This window comes from Micromonospora sp. CNZ286 (assembly GCF_014207755.1).
The window spans coordinates 6,413,039-6,428,047 of the sequence record NZ_JACHIZ010000001.1 but is presented as its reverse complement, the minus strand read 5'-3'; the positions used below and the strand labels follow the sequence as shown (position 1 = coordinate 6,428,047).

The window sequence follows — 15,009 nt, the reverse complement described above, 5'->3', positions numbered from 1 at the left end:
GGGTTCACAGACGGGCGAGGAACGGATAGACGGCGAAGCCGAGCAGGACGAACACCAGCAGCGAGCCGGGGATGTCCAACTTGCTGGTGACCCCCTCGGCCCGGGCCAGGTTGTCGGTACGGATCTGGTCGCGCAGCGAGTCGGCGCGGGACCGCAACGTCTCGTGCACCTGGGCGCCCTCACTGCCGGAGGAGCGCATGATGGCGCCCACATCACCCAGCTCCGGGATGCCGATGCGCTCGGCCAGCTCCTGCAACTCGTCCCAGGGCGAGTGCATCTGGAGCTGCGCGAGCCGCAGCGCCTCCCGGATCCGGTCGAAGACCCAGCCGTCGCAGACCGCCGCCGCGCGCTCCAGCGACTGCACCGGGCCGTGCGCGGCGGACAGCTGCAACGCCACCAGGTCGAGGTAGGTGCAGACCGCCTGCCGGAACTCGTCCCGGGCGGCGTCCGCCTTGGCCAGGACCGTGCGGTGCGCGAGCAGTCCGGCGCCGAGCGCCAGGCCCAGGCTGGCCACCACCGGTACGGCCACCGGCAGCGCCACCCCGCCGACGAAGAGCACCGCCGAGGCGACCGCCGGGGTGGCGAAGCCGACGAGCGCGGACAGCAGCACCGACAGCGCGTACTGCTCCGGGGTGCGGTCGAGCAGGGCGAGTTGCCGGTGCGGCGGGCGCAGCCAGCGGGCGAACCCGCCGAGCCAGTCCGGCCCGGCACCGGCGGCCGGGGCCTGGCCGGGCGGCTGGTGCAGCCGGCGCAGCGCCGGGCCGAGCGCCGGGGTGGCCGGCAGCGCCTCGCGTACGACCAGGAACAGCCCGAGCCCGACCGCGCACCCGCCGAGCACCGCGATCGCCATCTGCCAGTTGAGGATCATGCGATCGCCTCATCCAGGTCGGGCGCGGGCAGGAACCGCGCCGGCCGGGGCGGCTGGCTCATCGAGCGCACCCAGACCAGCAGGCCGACGAACGCCGCGCCGAGCACCGCCATCACGAGCTGACCGGTCAGCGTCCCGTAGGGGCGGATGTAGTCGCTGTTCACCAGCCCGTACGCGAGCGTCGCCAGCGTCATGCCGGTGAGGAAGCGGACCGCGAACCGGGGCTGCGTGCGTTTCGCCTCGACCTCGCGCCGGGTCGCCACCTCGGCCGAGGCGGCGGTGGCGATCGACCCGAGCACGTCGCCGAGGCGCTCGCCCCGGTCGGTGAGGTGCAGGATCAGCGCGGCCACCACCTGGTCGGCGACCGGGTCGGCGATCTCGTCGGCGAAGGCGAGCAGCGCGGAGCGGGCCAGCCAGCCGGCCTGGAGGCGGGCGGCGAGCGTGCGTACCTCCTCCTGGATCTCCTCCGGCGCGGTGGCGATGGTGCCGATGATCGCCTGCTGGAGTCCCTGGCCGGTGGCCGAGATGTCCTTGAGCCGGCGGGTCCACTCGCCTACGGCTTCGACCCGGGCGATGGCCCGCTGCTCGGCCCGGCCGACCGCGAACAGCCACGGCACGCCCGGTACCGCGAGCGCCACCAGCAGGCCGACCACCGGCAGCCCGGTGAGCAGGAACGCCGCCGCCCCGGCGACCACAGCGGCGCCGAGCAGGAGCTGGTAGCGGCGCTGGTCGGCGCGGCTCGCGCCGGAACCGGTCCAGAGCCGGCTCAGGCCCGGCCCGGCACCGGGCGCCGGACCCGGCGGGCGGCGGGTGCCGACGAGCGCGACCACTGTCAGCACCAGCCCGGCCACGCAGGCCGCGCCGGAGACCAGGGCGATCAGTTCGATCTGCGTCACGCCGGGCCTCCGCTCGGCCGCGCCCCGAGGCGGGTGTGCCGGGGCCGCCGCCACGCGCCCACGCCGGCCTCGACGAACCGGGTGAGCAGGCGGGCGTCGTAGCCGACGCGCAGCAGTTGGTCGCGGATGCGTTCGGGCAGGTGGCGGGGGACCGCACGGCCGTCCGGTCCGGGGCCGAAGACGGTCGTGGTGGTGATCCGGTTGCCCTCGCCGACGCCGATGACCTCCTCGACGTGCGACACGAACCGGTGCTTGCGCCCGCCGATCGCTGTCTCGTCCTCGACCGTCACGTAGACGATCAGGTCGAGCGCGTTGCCGGCCATCCGGCGGGCCTGGTCGACTGTCATCTCCCGGCCGTGCGACAGCGCCAGCTCGATGATGCGTTCGCTCACCCCCGAGGGGGTACGCGCGTGGATGGTGCACATCGACCCGCGGCTGGTGGTCATCGCCTGGAGCATCGGCACGATCTCCCGGGACCGCACCTCGCCGACGATGATCCGCAGCACGCCCATGCGCAGTGACACCGGGATCAGGTCGGCGATGCTGACCTCACCCGCCGGCCGCCCGTCCGCGCCGCGCTCGCCGTGGCCCTCCCGGGACTCGAAGCTCATCACCGCCCGGTGCTTGTGCCCGCGCCGGGCCGGCAGCAGTTCCCGGCTCTCCTCCAGCAGCACGTACGGCTCGTCGGCCGGGATCTCGTCCATCAGCGCGCGGATGACAGTGGTCTTCCCGGCACCGGCGAGCCCGGCGACCATGATGTTCAGCCCGGCCCGCATGGACGCGCGGAGGAAGTCGCGCAGCAGCGGGTCGATCATCTCGTCCAGGTCGGGCCGGCCGCCCGCGATGTCCTCCAGGCTCACTTCGAGCGTGTTGTGCTTGCGGATCACCGCGTACGGGCGGTGGCTGACCAGGAACACGGCGGCGAGCCGGCTGCCGTCCGGTAGTTGCAGGTCGAGCGTGGGCTTCGAGGTGGACAGTGACCGCTCGGTGGCACCGGCCCGGCGGGCCGCCGCCTGGAGGATCTCCACCAGCTCGTCGTCGGTCTCGGCGATCGGCTCGGCCCAGTCGACGCCGCCGCCGTGCCGGGTGATGCGTACCTGGTCGCAGCCGAGGATGTGCACCTCCTCGATGCTGTCGTCGACGAGCAGCGTCTGGAGCCGGCCCAGCCCGACGAGTTCGGCTGTGACCTGGTCGAGCAGCAGGCGTTCCGAGTCCGCGGCCATCGGCGTGCCGGCCCGGCGTACCGAGTCGGCGTACGCGGACACCACGGCTACCGCCAGCCGGGCGCGCTCGACCTCCTCGGCGTCGGCGTCGAACTCGCGTCCGCGCTGCCAGTGGGTGAGTCGTTCGCTCAGTTCACGGCGCAGCTCGCGGACCACGGCGAAGTCGACCCGGGGGCGTGGCGGTGACGCCGGGGGCGCGGCGGGCGCCGGGCCGGGGACGTGGTGCCGCCCGTTCGGCGGGGCGAGCGGCGGCACAGTGGAGACGACGCCCGGCTGCTGCGCGCGTGGGTCGTGGGAGACCGGCTCAAACCGCACCGGACACCCCCGGCACGCTCGGCGCGGTCACCGCGCGCGGTGTGGTCGCCCCGGGCCAGGCCAGCCGGGCGCGCCGCCGGTCCAGCAGCGCCCGTACCGGCACCTCCAGGGCGCCGGCCGCGCGCATCAGCGGCCGGTTGGCCCGTACGGTGCCGCCGTGGGCGAGCACCTCGGCGGTACGCGGGTCGTGCGGCAGGCGGGCGATCACCGGCAGCCGTAGCGCCTTGCTGATCTCGCTGGTGCCGTGCCCGTCCCCGACGACGAGGAGGCGCAGCGTGCCGGGCGGTACGCGGTGCTCGGTGAGGTCCCGCTCGATCGCGCGGGCGGTGGCCCGGGTGGCGGAGAGGTCGGGCAGGTGCGCCCGGGTCACCAGCAGTACCACCGCGGCGGCCCGCAGCAGCGGCCACGGTGGACCGCCCACTGCCAGCCGGCCACAGTCGACGAGCACGTCGTACGGCGGTTCGCCCCGCTCCAGCCCGGTGAAGTAGTCGGCGAAGCGCTGCCAGAGCGGGATCACGCTGCCGGCCTGGGCCGGGTCCACGACGCCGGGCAGCAGCAGCCGCTCGCGGCGGGGCGCGTCCAGGTCGACCAGCTGGGACCAGAACGCGTGCTCCAGGCTGCCGTCCCGCAGCTCACCCACCGCCAGCTCACCGATGCCGCGCGGGCCGTCCAGCGCCCCGCCGAGGTAACCGGCGAGGATCGAGCCGCCCGCCGGGTCGCACTCGGCCAGCACGAGCCGCCGGTGCCAGCTCAGCGCGGCGGCGAGCGCGGCGGTGGTGACGCCCGGCGAACCCTTCGCCGAGACCAGGGCGATGATCGCCATCAGGCCGCCTCGGTGAGCACGAGCGCGATCCGGTCGTCGGCGGCGAGCGCCACGACAGCTGGTACGTCCCGTACGGCCAGCGCCAGGTAGACCACCACGTCGCCGTTCTGCGGCGCGGCGGTGTCGATCACGGTGCCCTCGAACCGGGTGCCGCCGCCGCGGGACGCCTCCGAGCCGCCACCGGTGGCGTTCGACGGCGTGCTGACCAGCAGCACCTTGTCGCCGGGGTGCAGCTTGCGCGCCGGCACCTGCTCGGGTTCCAGCCCCAGCGCGATCTGCTGCTGACCGGGGCCGAGCAGCGGGGCCTCGGTGAGCTGCGCCGGGGTGAGCAGCGTGCCCGGGGTGAGCCGGACGGCCGCCCGCAACCCCAGCACCTCGTCCATCCGGTCGGCGGGCACCGGCTGGAGTTCCCGCCCGCCGGAGACGCGTACCGGCACCAGGTCGTCGGCGGTCAGTTGGTGTCCCACGTCGACCGGCCGGGCCACTGCGAGGTACGTGCCGGTGGAGCGGACCGAGGTGACCGCGAACGCGGCGCCCAGGCCGCCGAGGGCGATCAGCAGGACCGCCAGACCGAGCAGGCCGGGGCGGACGCGTCGTTGCCGGACCACCTTCGGCGGCGCGACCGGCGCCTCCACCGGGGTTCCGTTGCGGGCTGCCACGACACTCATCGGGTCACCACCTGAAGCTCGTTGATCTGTACCAGGACGACGCCGCTGGACCGGCTCTGGGCGATGACGCCGCTCTCGCCGCCGCCGGACCACTCGACGGTCCAGAACGTCGTGGCGCTCACCTGGTAGGTGCCGGCCTTCGGATAGCCCTGGTCGAGGCCGCAGTCGGGTGAGGTGGAGCCGGCCCTCGGCCCGTCGGCCCGGTAGGGCGTGCCCGGCCCGTCGCAGGTGACGTCGATGTCGTCGGACATGTGCCAGACGATCCGGTCCACCTTCGCGGTGATCTCCACGGTCAGTCCCCGGTCGGAGGCGGACGCGGACAGCGGCCCGAAGTACGCCGCGCCCGGGCTGGCCCACATCCAGACGGGCAGCCCGACCAGGCCGGGGCCCTGGCTGCGCCGGGGCGCCACGGCGGCGCGGGGCGGGAGCAGCGAGATCGAGGCCAGCGCGCGGCGGGCCAGTTCCTCCGGGTCCGGCGGCGCGCCGTAGCCGGGCGGCGGCGCGTCGAGAAGCGCCCGGCGCAGGCTGCCGAGGTCGCCACCGTTGCAGGTGAGCTGGTACCACTGCTTGCCGGGAGAGGCCTCGTCCTGCGGCTCTTCGAGCTTGTAGTAGCAGCCGTCGGCGTTGTTGAACCAGCCGAGAATCGGGTGGTAGCAGGGGATGGCCCGGCCGTTCCACTGGCACTTCGGGGTGCTGCCGCCCCCGCCGCCGTTGTCCCCGCCGCCACCCGGCCCACCCGGCCCACCCGGTCCGCCCGGGGTGCCGGGGTCGTCGTCCCAGACGTCGCAGTCGGTCTGTTCCGGCGGGCACGAGCCGCCGGGGTCGGCGGCGCGGGCGGGTGCGCCGGTGAGCGTCAGCAGCGCGGCCAGGCCGGCGGCGAGCAGCAGCCGGCGGAGCGTCCCGGCCCGGGCCGGCCGGGCCGGGACACCCCTTCCTCCCCAGGTCAGCACGGCTGGTCCTGGTGCGCGGCGCCGCCGTTGATCAGCCACCGGCCGTCCGGGTACCGGACCGCCGTGGCGGTGGCCAGGTAGCGCCCGCCGCGCGTGCCGGGCACGGCCTTGCGGTCCTTGGCGTAGACGAGCCGGTAGCCGCTCGCGTCCAGGCAGTCCTGGATCTCGACTGTGGGCGGGCGGGCGGCCAGGTCGACCGACACGACCTCGGGGTCGGAGACCAGTTTCCCGGTACGCATCGCGCCGTGCTCCTTCGCGTCGAGAATCGCCATTCGTACCCGGGTCAGCAGCGGATCAGCCAGAAAACGGGTCAGAGCGGGATGGGACGGATCGCTGCGCGCACTGGCTGCCCGGGACGCGTCGAGATAGCCGGAATAGGCGGCCAGAGCCGCCTTTCCGGCCGCGTTCTCCTCGGCGCTGGAATGGGCGGCGGGTGCGGCGGCACGGCCGGTCAGCGGACGGGTGACCGCCTCCGGCTCGGTGCCGCAGCCGGCCGAGCCGACCACCAGAACGATGCTGAGCAGGAAGATTTCCCATCGGCGGGATTGCCGTGTGCGCAACGCCGATCCCTCCTCGGTGCCGGCCCGGGGCGATCACGCCGACCCGCTCCGGGCATGCGGAAGCGCGCCCGGAACTGTCACTCCGGGCCCCCGTCGCCGCCACTTGTATTGACCTGTACTGATCGCTGCGGATTCTGTGCCCTGGTGCCTCCGACGCCAATTGATCGGGGGTTGCGTCGTACCCAAGGGGCGAGCATAGGCTCACGTCCGCCGATGCAACAGAGGCAATTCACGTGAACACGGTGAGTGAAGACGGGAGGTGGTGGCCGGTGTGTGTCACCACGATGACGAGCGGGCTTCGGCAGGGCTCCGGGCCGGCTGGTGTGTGCTCACCCGTACGCGCCGCGGCGGTGGCGACGGGCCGCCGGTATGGGTGGGGAGCATGCCGCTCGTCCGATCCGTCCCACCGGTCCGGCGGGGCTCACGCCCTGGCTAGTCCCGGCCGGTCGCGCGTCGCGCCGCACGCCGCTGCGGGCTTCCTCCGTCACATCCGCGCGAGCGATAAATCACTCTGCGTGCTCCACGATGGAACGCACGGCGACCGGACGGGGGATCCGGCATGACGGCTGAACGGGTGCGGCGTACCAGACCGGTGGCCGATGCCCGCCGTCCGAGCACCCGGCTGACCGCAGCCCTGACGGTCGTACCCCTGCTCCGGCTGGCGGTGACGCGCTACGCCGTACCGCCGGGGTGCCCGGACCGGACGGCGTGCGACGCCTGCGGCGCCCCGATCGGGCTGGACCGGCCGCTGCCGGCGCTCGGCCCCGTGGCCCGGTGCCCGGCCTGCCGGGCCCGGGTCGGCGCGCCGCCCGCGGTGGTGGAGGTGGCGTTGCTGCTCGCGGTGGCCGTGCCGGTGTTCGCCGGCGGCGCGCCCGCCGCGCGGCTGGCGCTGGCGTGGTGGCTGGTCTGGGCGGTGCCGATGACGATCGTGGACGCGATGGCGCACCGACTGCCCGACCGGCTCACCTGGCCGGCCGCCGCCGGCGTGTGGGCGTTGCTCGGGGTGGCCGCGCTGACCGGTCCGGGCGTCGACCCGCTGGTACGCGCCGTCCTGGCCGCCCTGGCGCTCGGCGGCGGCTTCGCCGCGACCACGCTGCTGTTCGGGCGGCGCGGCTTCGGTCTCGGCGACGCCAAGCTGGCGCTCGGCGCGGGCGCGCTGCTCGGCTGGTACGGCTGGCCGGTGCTGGTGGCCGGGCTGGTGCTCGCGCTCCTCCTCGCCGGGTCGGCCGGGGTGGCGCTGCTCGCCGCCCGGCGGGTCCGCTGGTCCGGGCACCTGCCGTTCGGTCCGTTCCTGGTGCTCGGCACCGCCGCCACGCTGGTGCTCGTCACCGTGTGATCGGCCACCCGCAGGTGCGGGCGGGTTCGCCACGGGTATCGGAGTCCCAGCCACCTCCCAGCCGGGTCTGGTTCGGTGGCGGTCCAGGCTTCGGACTCGGGAGGGCACGTGCCGCACGGCGACGACGGTTGGCGGATCCGGCGCACGAGCGCGGACCTGGACCGGCTGGGCGAGACCGAGTCCGTCTTCGCGCTCGCCAACGGCTGGGTGGGCTGGCGCGGGACGCTCGACGAGGGCGAGCCCTGCGGCATGCCCGGCAGCTACCTCAACGGGTTCCACGAGCAGCACGAGCTGACCTACCCGGAGAGCGGGTACGCGTTCCCGGAACGCAGCGACACCGTGATCAGCGCGCCGAACGCCGCCCTGATCCGGCTCTGGGTCGACGACGAGCCGCTGGACCTGAGCACCGGCACGATCCGGCGGCACCACCAGGAACTGGACCTGCGCGCGGGGGTGGTCCGCCGGGAGACCGAGTGGGTCTCGCCTGGCGGCCGGGGTGTCCGGATCCGCAGCACCCGCCTGGTCTCGCTGACCCGCCGTCCGGTCGCCGCCGTCGACTGGGCGGTCGAGCCGCTGGACGAGCCGGTCCGGCTGCGGGTCGGCGCCGACCTGCTCGCCAACCAGCGGGTGCCGGAACGCGCCGACGACCCCCGGGCCGCCTCGGTGATCCACGACCCGCTCACCGGCGAGATCCGCCGCGAAGACGGCCTCGACGGGGTGCTCGTGCACCGGACCGGGCGCAGCGGCCAGCGGGTCGCCGTCGCCGTCGCGCACCGGGTCGAGGCGCCCGACGAGATCGCCACCGACACCGAGCTGACCGCCGACCGGTTCCGGCTGGCGCTGTCCGGTCCGGTACGCCCCGGCGAGCGCATCCGGGTCACCCGGTTCGCCGCGTACGAGTGCGCCGACGTCGACGGCACCCCGGCCGGTGAGCTGGCCGACCTGGTCGTCGCGGAGGCGGCCGCGGCCCGGGACGACGGGTTCGACGCCCTGCTCACCGAGCAGCGCGCCGCGCTCGACGCGGCGTGGGACACCGCCGACGTCGAGCTGGAGGGCGACCCGGAGCTGCAGCTCGCGGTGCGGTTCTCGGTGTTCCACCTGCTCCAGTCCGGCCGCGCCGACGGCGACCGGACCATCCCGGCCAAGGGGCTGACCGGCAACGGCTACGACGGGCACGTGCTCTGGGACACCGAGGGCTACGTGCTGCCGGTGCTGACGTACCTGGCGCCGGAGCTGGCCCGCTCGGCGCTGCGCTGGCGGCACGCCCACCTGCCCGAGGCCCGCGACCGGGCGGCCGAGCTGCGCCTGACCGGCGCCACCTACCCGTGGCGGACGCTCAGCGGCCGGGAGTGCTCCGGCTACTGGCCGGCCGGCAGCGCGGGCCTGCACGTCAACGCCGACATCGCCGACGCGGTGCTGCGGTACGTGGCGGCCACCGGCGACACCGCGTTCCTCGCCGAGTGCGGCGCCGAGGTGCTGATCGAGACCGCCCGGCTGTGGCACGGCTACGGCCACTTCGACGACGGCGGCGCGTTCCACCTGACCGGCGTCACCGGCCCGGACGAGTACTCCGCGCTGGTCGACGACAACGTCTTCACCAACCTGATGGCGCGGCGCAACCTGCGCGGTGCCGCCGACGCCGCCGAGGACTGCCCGGAGGTGGCCGCGCGGCTCGGCGTCGACGCCGCCGAGGTGGCCGGCTGGCGGGCCGCCGCCGACGCCATGTTCGTCCCGTACGACGGCAAGCGCGGTGTGCACGAGCAGTCGGCCGGATTCACCGCGCAGCCGGAGTGGGACTTCGCCGGCACCGGCGAGGACGACTACCCGCTGCTGCTGCACTTCCCCTACCAGGAGCTGTACCGCAAGCAGGTGGTCAAGCAGGCCGACCTGGTGCTGGCCATGCTGCGCTGCCCGGGGGAGTTCACCGCCGAGGAGAAGACGCGCAACGTCGCCTACTACGAGGCGCGGACCGTCCGGGACTCGTCGCTGTCGGCGTCCGCGCAGGCGATCCTCGCCGCCGAGGTCGGGCACCTCGACCTGGCGTACGACCTGTTCGCCGAGACGGCGTTCCAGGACCTCGCCGACCTGGGCGACAAGACCGCCGACGGGCTGCACCTGGCGTCCCTGGCCGGCGCCTGGCTGGTGGTGGCGCAGGGCTTCGGCGGGCTGCGCGACGACCGGGGCGTGCTCGCGTTCGAGCCGCGGCTACCCCGGCCGATCACCCGGCTCGCGTTCCACCTGCGCCGGCACGGGCACCGGCTGCGGGTCACGCTCACCGGGCGGGAGGCCCGCTACGAGCTGCCGGACGCCGGACCTGGTGACGCGGTGGAGCTGTGGCACCACGGCGAACAGCTCCGCGTCACCGGCGACGGGCCGGTCACCCGGCCGATGCCGCCGGTGCCCGACCCCGGTCCCGAGCCGCAGGCCCCGCCCGGCCGCCGTCCCGAACGGCGCGCTCAGGAGGCGGGCGGCGACTGAGCCGGCAGGCCGGACATCCGGGCGACGACCTCCTCCAGCGCCTCGAACGCGTACGCCCAGTTGTGGCACTTGAAGCTGCGCAGCCCGGTGATCGGGGTGCGGCAGTCGGCACAGTGGACACCCGGGATCGCGTCCGGCACCTCCGTGTTCACGTACTTGCGCTCGCCGAGGATCACCCGCGCGATCATCGTGTGGTCGTGTACGCCGTGCAGCGCGGACGCGACGATGTCGTACCAGGTGACTCGCCGCCCGCACTTCGGGCAGTCCGGCTCGTCGCCGCTGACCCACAGCGGCGCGCCGATGCTGCGCGCCGGCATGTTCAGCAGCTTCTCCAGCCGTCGCACGTCCGCCTCCGGGGTGGTCCACCGGTGCCGCCCGGGCAGCGACGCGGGCGAGTCGTAGACGGCGCGGAACACCACCGGCTCGACCTCCACTGTCTCCCGTCCACCTGTCATCGGTACCTCCTCGCGCCGGCGTGTCCCACCGTCGTACCAGGTGGACGGCGGGATCGGCCGGACCACCGACACGACGGGTCAGCGGTGTGTCGCCCAGAGTGCTACACATCGAGGCGTGACGGAGGCTGAGAACCGACCCAATGTCGCCCGGATGTACGACTACTACCTCGGCGGCTGCCACAACTTCGCGGCCGACCGCGCCGCCGCCGAGGAGGTCCTGAAGATCTTCCCGGACACCGGCGTCGCCGCGCAGAGCAACCGCGCGTTCCTGCGCCGGGTCGTGCGCTGGGCGGCCGGGCAGGGCGTACGCCAGTTCCTCGACATCGGCGCCGGCCTGCCCACCCAGGGCAACGTGCACGAGGTGGTCCGCGCGGTACGCCCCGACGCCCGGGTGGTCTACGTCGACCACGACGAGGTCGCCGTCGCGTACGCCCGGCGGTTGCTCCCCACCGACGGCCGCACCGTCGTGCTCCAGGGCGACCTGCGGCGTCCCGGCGACCTGCTGGCCGACCCGACGCTGCGGGACACCATCGACCTGAGCGAGCCGGTCGCGGTGCTGCTGCTCGCGGTGCTGCACTTCGTGCCGGACGCCGACGACCCGTACGCGGCGGTGGCGACGCTGCGCGACGCGACAGTCCCGGGCAGCGTGCTCGCGCTGTCCCACCTCACCCTGGACGGCCTGCCGACGCTGCCCACCGAGCAGGGCACAGCGATCTACCGCCGCAGCAGTTCCCCGCTCGTGCCCCGCACCCGCGACGAGGTGGCCCGGTTCCTCGACGGGTACGAACTGGTCGAGCCGGGCCTGGTCAAGGTGGCGGACTGGCGGCCCGACGGCGAGCCGCAGGCGGCGGTGTCGCACGGCTACGGCGGGGTGGGCGTCCGCCGCTGAGCGCGGTCAGTCCAGGCCGCCGTGCGCGGCCCAGAGCGCGGCGGCGCGGTCGGCCGCCGCCGCCACGAGCGCGGCCAGCTCCGGCCGGTCGGGCACCCGGAACGACACGTACGCGCCGCGTCCACCGGCAGTGGGCCGGCCGTACGCCTTCGCGGCGAGGCGCCCGTCCGGCAGCAGCCGGATGTTGAGCGTGGTCAGCGTGAACTCCTCGCCGCGCCGGGTGTCGGTCCAGCGCAACTCCTCCGGCACCGTGACGTTGATGGCGAGGGCGCTGACGTCGGGGGAGGCGGCGCTGCTCATCCGGCGATCGTCGCACGCTCCGCCCGCTGTGCCCTCCCGCCGTGCCTTTCCGCCGGTCACCGGCGCAGCGTCGTCTCGCGGGTCATGTGGGACAGCTTCTCCGGGTTGCGCACCGCGTAGAGGCCGCTGATCCGGCCGTCGTCGAGTCGTACCGCGACGACCGTGTCCAGCTCGCCGTCGAGGCGTACCAGCAGCGCCGGGTAGCCGTTGACCTGCACCGGTTCCATCGACGCCACGGCGGCGATCCGGCGCCAGCCGCCCGCGAGCAGGCGGGCCACCTTGTCGCCGCCGGTGACCGGGCGGGCGATCGCCTGCTTGATCCCGCCGCCGTCGCCGACCAGCACCGCGTCCGCGGCCAGGACGCGGAGCAGCCCGTCCAGGTCGCCGGTCTCGACCGCCCGCCGGAACGCGTCGAGCGCGTCGCGGGCCTCGGCCGCCGGGACGGTACGCCGGGGGCGGCGCGCCGCGACGTGGGCCCGCGCCCGGTGCGCGATCTGCCGCACGGCGACCGGGGTCCGCTCGACCGTCTCGGCGATCTCGTCGTAGCCGACGTCGAACACCTCCCGCAGCACGAACACGGCCCGCTCGGTCGGCGTGAGCGTCTCCAGCACCAGCAGCATCGCCATCGACACGCTCTCCGCAAGCGTCACGTCGTCTGCGACGTCGGGCGCGGTGAGCAGCGGTTCGGGCAGCCACGAGCCGACGTACGACTCCTTGCGCCGCCCCAGCGTGCGCAGCCGGGACAACGCCTGCCGGGTGGCGATCCGGACCAGGTAGGCGCGCCGGTCCCGGACCGCCTCCAGGTCGACGCCGGCCCAGCGCAGCCAGGTCTCCTGCACCACGTCCTCCGCGTCGGCCGCCGAGCCGAGCATCTCGTACGCGACGGTGAAGAGCAGGTTCCGGTGCGCGAGGAAGTCCTCGGTGGCGCGGTCCGCCATGACTGGCTCCTTCGCTGCTCGGTTGCGTTCCCCACCAGACGCCGGCCGCTGTCGTCGTGTGACAGCCGGTCGCTGTGGTGGTCCTCACCCGGCGCCGCCGTCACGCCGGGGCGGTCCCCGGCATCTCGTGTTCGTCCGACGTCCACCCCAGCAGAGAGGGCGCAACCATGCAGACCCGATTCAACCTGTTCGAGAACCCGGTCTCGGCGACGTTCATGAAGCGCTTCGCCGGTGCGGGCCTGATGATCCACCAGTCGTCGTTGCCCCGCACCGTCCAGGAGCTGGTGTCGCTGCGGGCCAGCCAGATCAACGGCTGCGGCTGGTGCATCGACATGCACACCAAGGAGGCGGTGGCCGGGGGCGAGAGCGCGGTCCGGCTGAACCTGGTCGCCGCCTGGCGCGAGTCGACTGTGTTCACCGAGGCCGAGTGCGCGGCGCTGGCGTTCGCCGAGGAGGGCACCCGGCTCGCCGACGCCCACCAGGGCGTGTCCGACGAGACGTGGGAGCAGGTGCGCAAGCACTACGACGACGACCAGATCGCCGCGCTGGTCTGCCTGCTCGGGCTGATCAACGCGGCGAACCGGTTCGCGGTGCTCGTGCACCAGCGCGGCGGCTCGTACGAGCCCGGGATGTTCGCGGCGGCCATGGGCTGAGCGTCGCCGTCACCGCAGGTTCCAGAAGAAGGACCGGACGTCGTCGACGAACAGCTCCGGCACCTCCAGCGCGGCGAAGTGACCACCCCGGTCGAACTCGCTCCACTGCCGGATCGTGTACGTCAGTTCGGCGATCGGCCGCACGGACCGGGTGATGTCGTGCGCGAACACGGCGACCCCGAGCGGGGGCGGGCAGGGCGCGGGCGGGCCACCGAACGCGCTCTCCCGCACCAGCCGCGCGGACGAGGCGGCAGTGCCGGTGAACCAGTAGACCGAGACGTCGGTGAGGACGCGGTCCACGCTGACGGCCGATCCCGGGTCGGTCCACTCGGTGAACTTCTCCGCGATCCACGCGAGCTGCCCGACGGGTGAGTCGTTGAGCGCGTACGACACGGTCTGCGGCCGGCTGGCATAGAGCACCTGATGAGGGTGCCGTTGCGTCTTGAGCCGCCTGATCCGGTCGAGCCGGTCCCGGTCCTCGCCTGATAGTCCGGCTTCCCCGGTCCAGCCGGGTGGCGGGGGCGTGGGCAGGTAGTTGAGGTGTACGCCGACGACGTGCTCCGGGTCGATGCCGCCGAGCCGGGTGGAGATGACCGAGCCCCAGTCGCCGCCCTGTGCGCCGTATCGCCGGTAGCCGAGCCGGCGCATCAGCTCGGCCCAGGCGCGGGCGACGCGGTCGACGTTCCAGCCGCGCTCCCGGGTCGGGCCGGAGAAGCCGAACCCGGGGATCGACGGTACGACCAGGTGGAACTGTTCGGACAGCGGGCCGATCACGTCGAGGAACTCCACGACCGAGCCGGGCCAGCCGTGGGTGAGGATCAGCGGCAGCGCGTCCGGGTCGGCGGAGCGTGCGTGCAGGAAGTGGATGTTCTGCCCGTCGATTGTGGTGGTGAACTGCGGATACCGGTTCAGCTCGGCCTCGGCCTCCCGCCAGTCGTACGCGGTGCGCCAGTGCTCGGCCAGCTCGCGTACCCGGCTCAGCGGGATGCCGTAGTCCCACCCGGCGTCCGGTAGCTCGTCGGGCCAGCGGGTGCGGGCCAGGCGGTCGGCCAGGTCGTCGAGGTCGGCCTGGGGGACGTGGACGCGGAACGGCTCGATCACTGTCGCTCTCCGATCGTTGGTCACACTAACGTTGGTGTGACCAACGGTATCGCAGATCGTTGGGGACGCCAACGGTTTCGGTTAGGCTGGGTTCGTGGACAACCCGGAGCCGGATCTCGTACCGACCCGCCTGGCCGGCCTGCCGAGCTGGCTCATCACCCGGACCGCCGTACGCGCCGGACGGCTGGTGAGCGACGGGCTCGCGGCTGTCGACGCCCGGGGCTACCACTTCCGGCTGCTCGCCACGCTCGACGAGTTCGGGCCGGCCAGCCAGGCGGCGCTCGGCCGGCGCAGCGGCATCCACGTCAGTGACGTGGTGGCCGCACTCAACGAACTCGCCGAGCGGGAGTTCGTCACCCGCAGCCCGGACCCGGCCGACCGGCGGCGCAACGTCGTCACCATCACCGCAGCCGGGCGGCGGCAGTTGCGGCGGCTGGAGAAGCGACTCGCCGCCGTGCAGGACGAGCTGCTCGCGCCGCTGTCACCGGACGAGCGCGCGGACCTGACCCGGCTGCTGTCACGGGTGCTCGCCCACCACAACCGCCCGCCCGCCTGA

16 protein-coding genes are annotated in these 15,009 nt (G+C 74.2%); 5 read left to right on the top strand and 11 right to left on the bottom strand.

What is annotated here, in order from left to right:
• Window positions 1-4: 4 nt before the first annotated feature.
• From FHX31_RS28810 to FHX31_RS28780, 7 genes are read right to left on the bottom strand one after another with little or no spacing between them, the layout of a single operon-like run.
• The gene (locus tag FHX31_RS28810) at window positions 5-868 is read right to left on the bottom strand and encodes a type II secretion system F family protein (protein WP_184977498.1); all 864 of its coding nucleotides are present in this window, start codon (window positions 866-868) and stop codon (window positions 5-7) included.
• Window positions 865-1,818, bottom strand: a complete 954-nt coding sequence (locus FHX31_RS28805; protein ID WP_369752094.1) for a type II secretion system F family protein — start codon at window positions 1,816-1,818, stop codon at window positions 865-867. The genes FHX31_RS28810 and FHX31_RS28805 overlap by 4 nt, the downstream gene beginning before the upstream one ends.
• Complete coding sequence (locus tag FHX31_RS28800; RefSeq protein WP_184977497.1) at window positions 1,761-3,302, bottom strand: TadA family conjugal transfer-associated ATPase; 1,542 nt, start codon at window positions 3,300-3,302, stop codon at window positions 1,761-1,763. The genes FHX31_RS28805 and FHX31_RS28800 overlap by 58 nt, the downstream gene beginning before the upstream one ends.
• Window positions 3,292-4,125 (bottom strand): CpaE/TadZ family protein, encoded by an 834-nt coding sequence (locus FHX31_RS28795; RefSeq protein WP_013283466.1) that lies wholly within the window; start codon window positions 4,123-4,125, stop codon window positions 3,292-3,294. Before FHX31_RS28795 ends, FHX31_RS28800 begins: the two co-directional genes overlap by 11 nt.
• On the bottom strand, window positions 4,125-4,793 hold the full coding sequence (locus tag FHX31_RS28790; RefSeq protein ID WP_013473469.1) for an SAF domain-containing protein: 669 nt from the start codon (window positions 4,791-4,793) through the stop codon (window positions 4,125-4,127). Before FHX31_RS28790 ends, FHX31_RS28795 begins: the two co-directional genes overlap by 1 nt.
• Window positions 4,790-5,743, bottom strand: coding sequence for a hypothetical protein (locus tag FHX31_RS28785; protein ID WP_091330441.1), 954 nt, complete (start codon window positions 5,741-5,743; stop codon window positions 4,790-4,792). The genes FHX31_RS28790 and FHX31_RS28785 overlap by 4 nt, the downstream gene beginning before the upstream one ends.
• Window positions 5,737-6,303 carry a hypothetical protein gene (locus FHX31_RS28780; RefSeq protein WP_013283469.1) on the bottom strand — a complete coding sequence of 189 codons (567 nt, stop codon included), beginning with the start codon at window positions 6,301-6,303 and terminating at the stop codon, window positions 5,737-5,739. Before FHX31_RS28780 ends, FHX31_RS28785 begins: the two co-directional genes overlap by 7 nt.
• Before the next feature lie 559 nt (window positions 6,304-6,862).
• On the opposite strand from FHX31_RS28780, the gene FHX31_RS28775 reads away from it, so the two are divergent.
• Together FHX31_RS28775 and FHX31_RS28770 are read left to right on the top strand one after the other, a co-directional pair.
• Window positions 6,863-7,639 (top strand): prepilin peptidase, encoded by a 777-nt coding sequence (locus tag FHX31_RS28775; protein WP_091330440.1) that lies wholly within the window; start codon window positions 6,863-6,865, stop codon window positions 7,637-7,639.
• A 108-nt stretch (window positions 7,640-7,747) separates the two neighbouring features.
• On the top strand, window positions 7,748-10,117 hold the full coding sequence (locus FHX31_RS28770; protein WP_091330439.1) for a glycoside hydrolase family 65 protein: 2,370 nt from the start codon (window positions 7,748-7,750) through the stop codon (window positions 10,115-10,117).
• Here FHX31_RS28770 and FHX31_RS28765 read toward each other — a convergent pair.
• Window positions 10,096-10,572: a hypothetical protein gene (locus FHX31_RS28765; RefSeq protein WP_013283472.1), complete on the bottom strand. Its 477-nt coding sequence runs from the start codon at window positions 10,570-10,572 to the stop codon at window positions 10,096-10,098. The two genes, FHX31_RS28770 and FHX31_RS28765, sit on opposite strands and share 22 nt — an antisense overlap.
• A 115-nt stretch (window positions 10,573-10,687) precedes the next feature.
• Between FHX31_RS28765 and FHX31_RS28760 the strand changes: the two genes are divergently transcribed.
• On the top strand, window positions 10,688-11,461 hold the full coding sequence (locus FHX31_RS28760) for an SAM-dependent methyltransferase (protein WP_013283473.1): 774 nt from the start codon (window positions 10,688-10,690) through the stop codon (window positions 11,459-11,461).
• 6 nt (window positions 11,462-11,467) lie between these two features.
• Here FHX31_RS28760 and FHX31_RS28755 read toward each other — a convergent pair whose 3' ends face one another.
• Window positions 11,468-11,761, bottom strand: a complete 294-nt coding sequence (locus FHX31_RS28755; protein ID WP_047892875.1) for a hypothetical protein — start codon at window positions 11,759-11,761, stop codon at window positions 11,468-11,470.
• A gap of 56 nt (window positions 11,762-11,817) precedes the next feature.
• Window positions 11,818-12,699: an RNA polymerase sigma-70 factor gene (locus tag FHX31_RS28750; RefSeq protein ID WP_013283475.1), complete on the bottom strand. Its 882-nt coding sequence runs from the start codon at window positions 12,697-12,699 to the stop codon at window positions 11,818-11,820.
• Window positions 12,700-12,866: 167 nt separating this feature from the next.
• Here FHX31_RS28750 and FHX31_RS28745 point away from each other — a divergent pair, with 167 nt between their 5' ends.
• Complete coding sequence (locus FHX31_RS28745; protein ID WP_013283476.1) at window positions 12,867-13,352, top strand: carboxymuconolactone decarboxylase family protein; 486 nt, start codon at window positions 12,867-12,869, stop codon at window positions 13,350-13,352.
• Window positions 13,353-13,361: 9 nt separating this feature from the next.
• Here the strand turns inward: FHX31_RS28745 and FHX31_RS28740 are convergent, their stop codons facing one another.
• Complete coding sequence (locus FHX31_RS28740; protein ID WP_184977496.1) at window positions 13,362-14,453, bottom strand: epoxide hydrolase family protein; 1,092 nt, start codon at window positions 14,451-14,453, stop codon at window positions 13,362-13,364.
• Between the two features lie 94 nt (window positions 14,454-14,547).
• On the opposite strand from FHX31_RS28740, the gene FHX31_RS28735 reads away from it, so the two are divergent.
• Complete coding sequence (locus FHX31_RS28735; RefSeq protein ID WP_030273458.1) at window positions 14,548-15,009, top strand: MarR family winged helix-turn-helix transcriptional regulator; 462 nt, start codon at window positions 14,548-14,550, stop codon at window positions 15,007-15,009.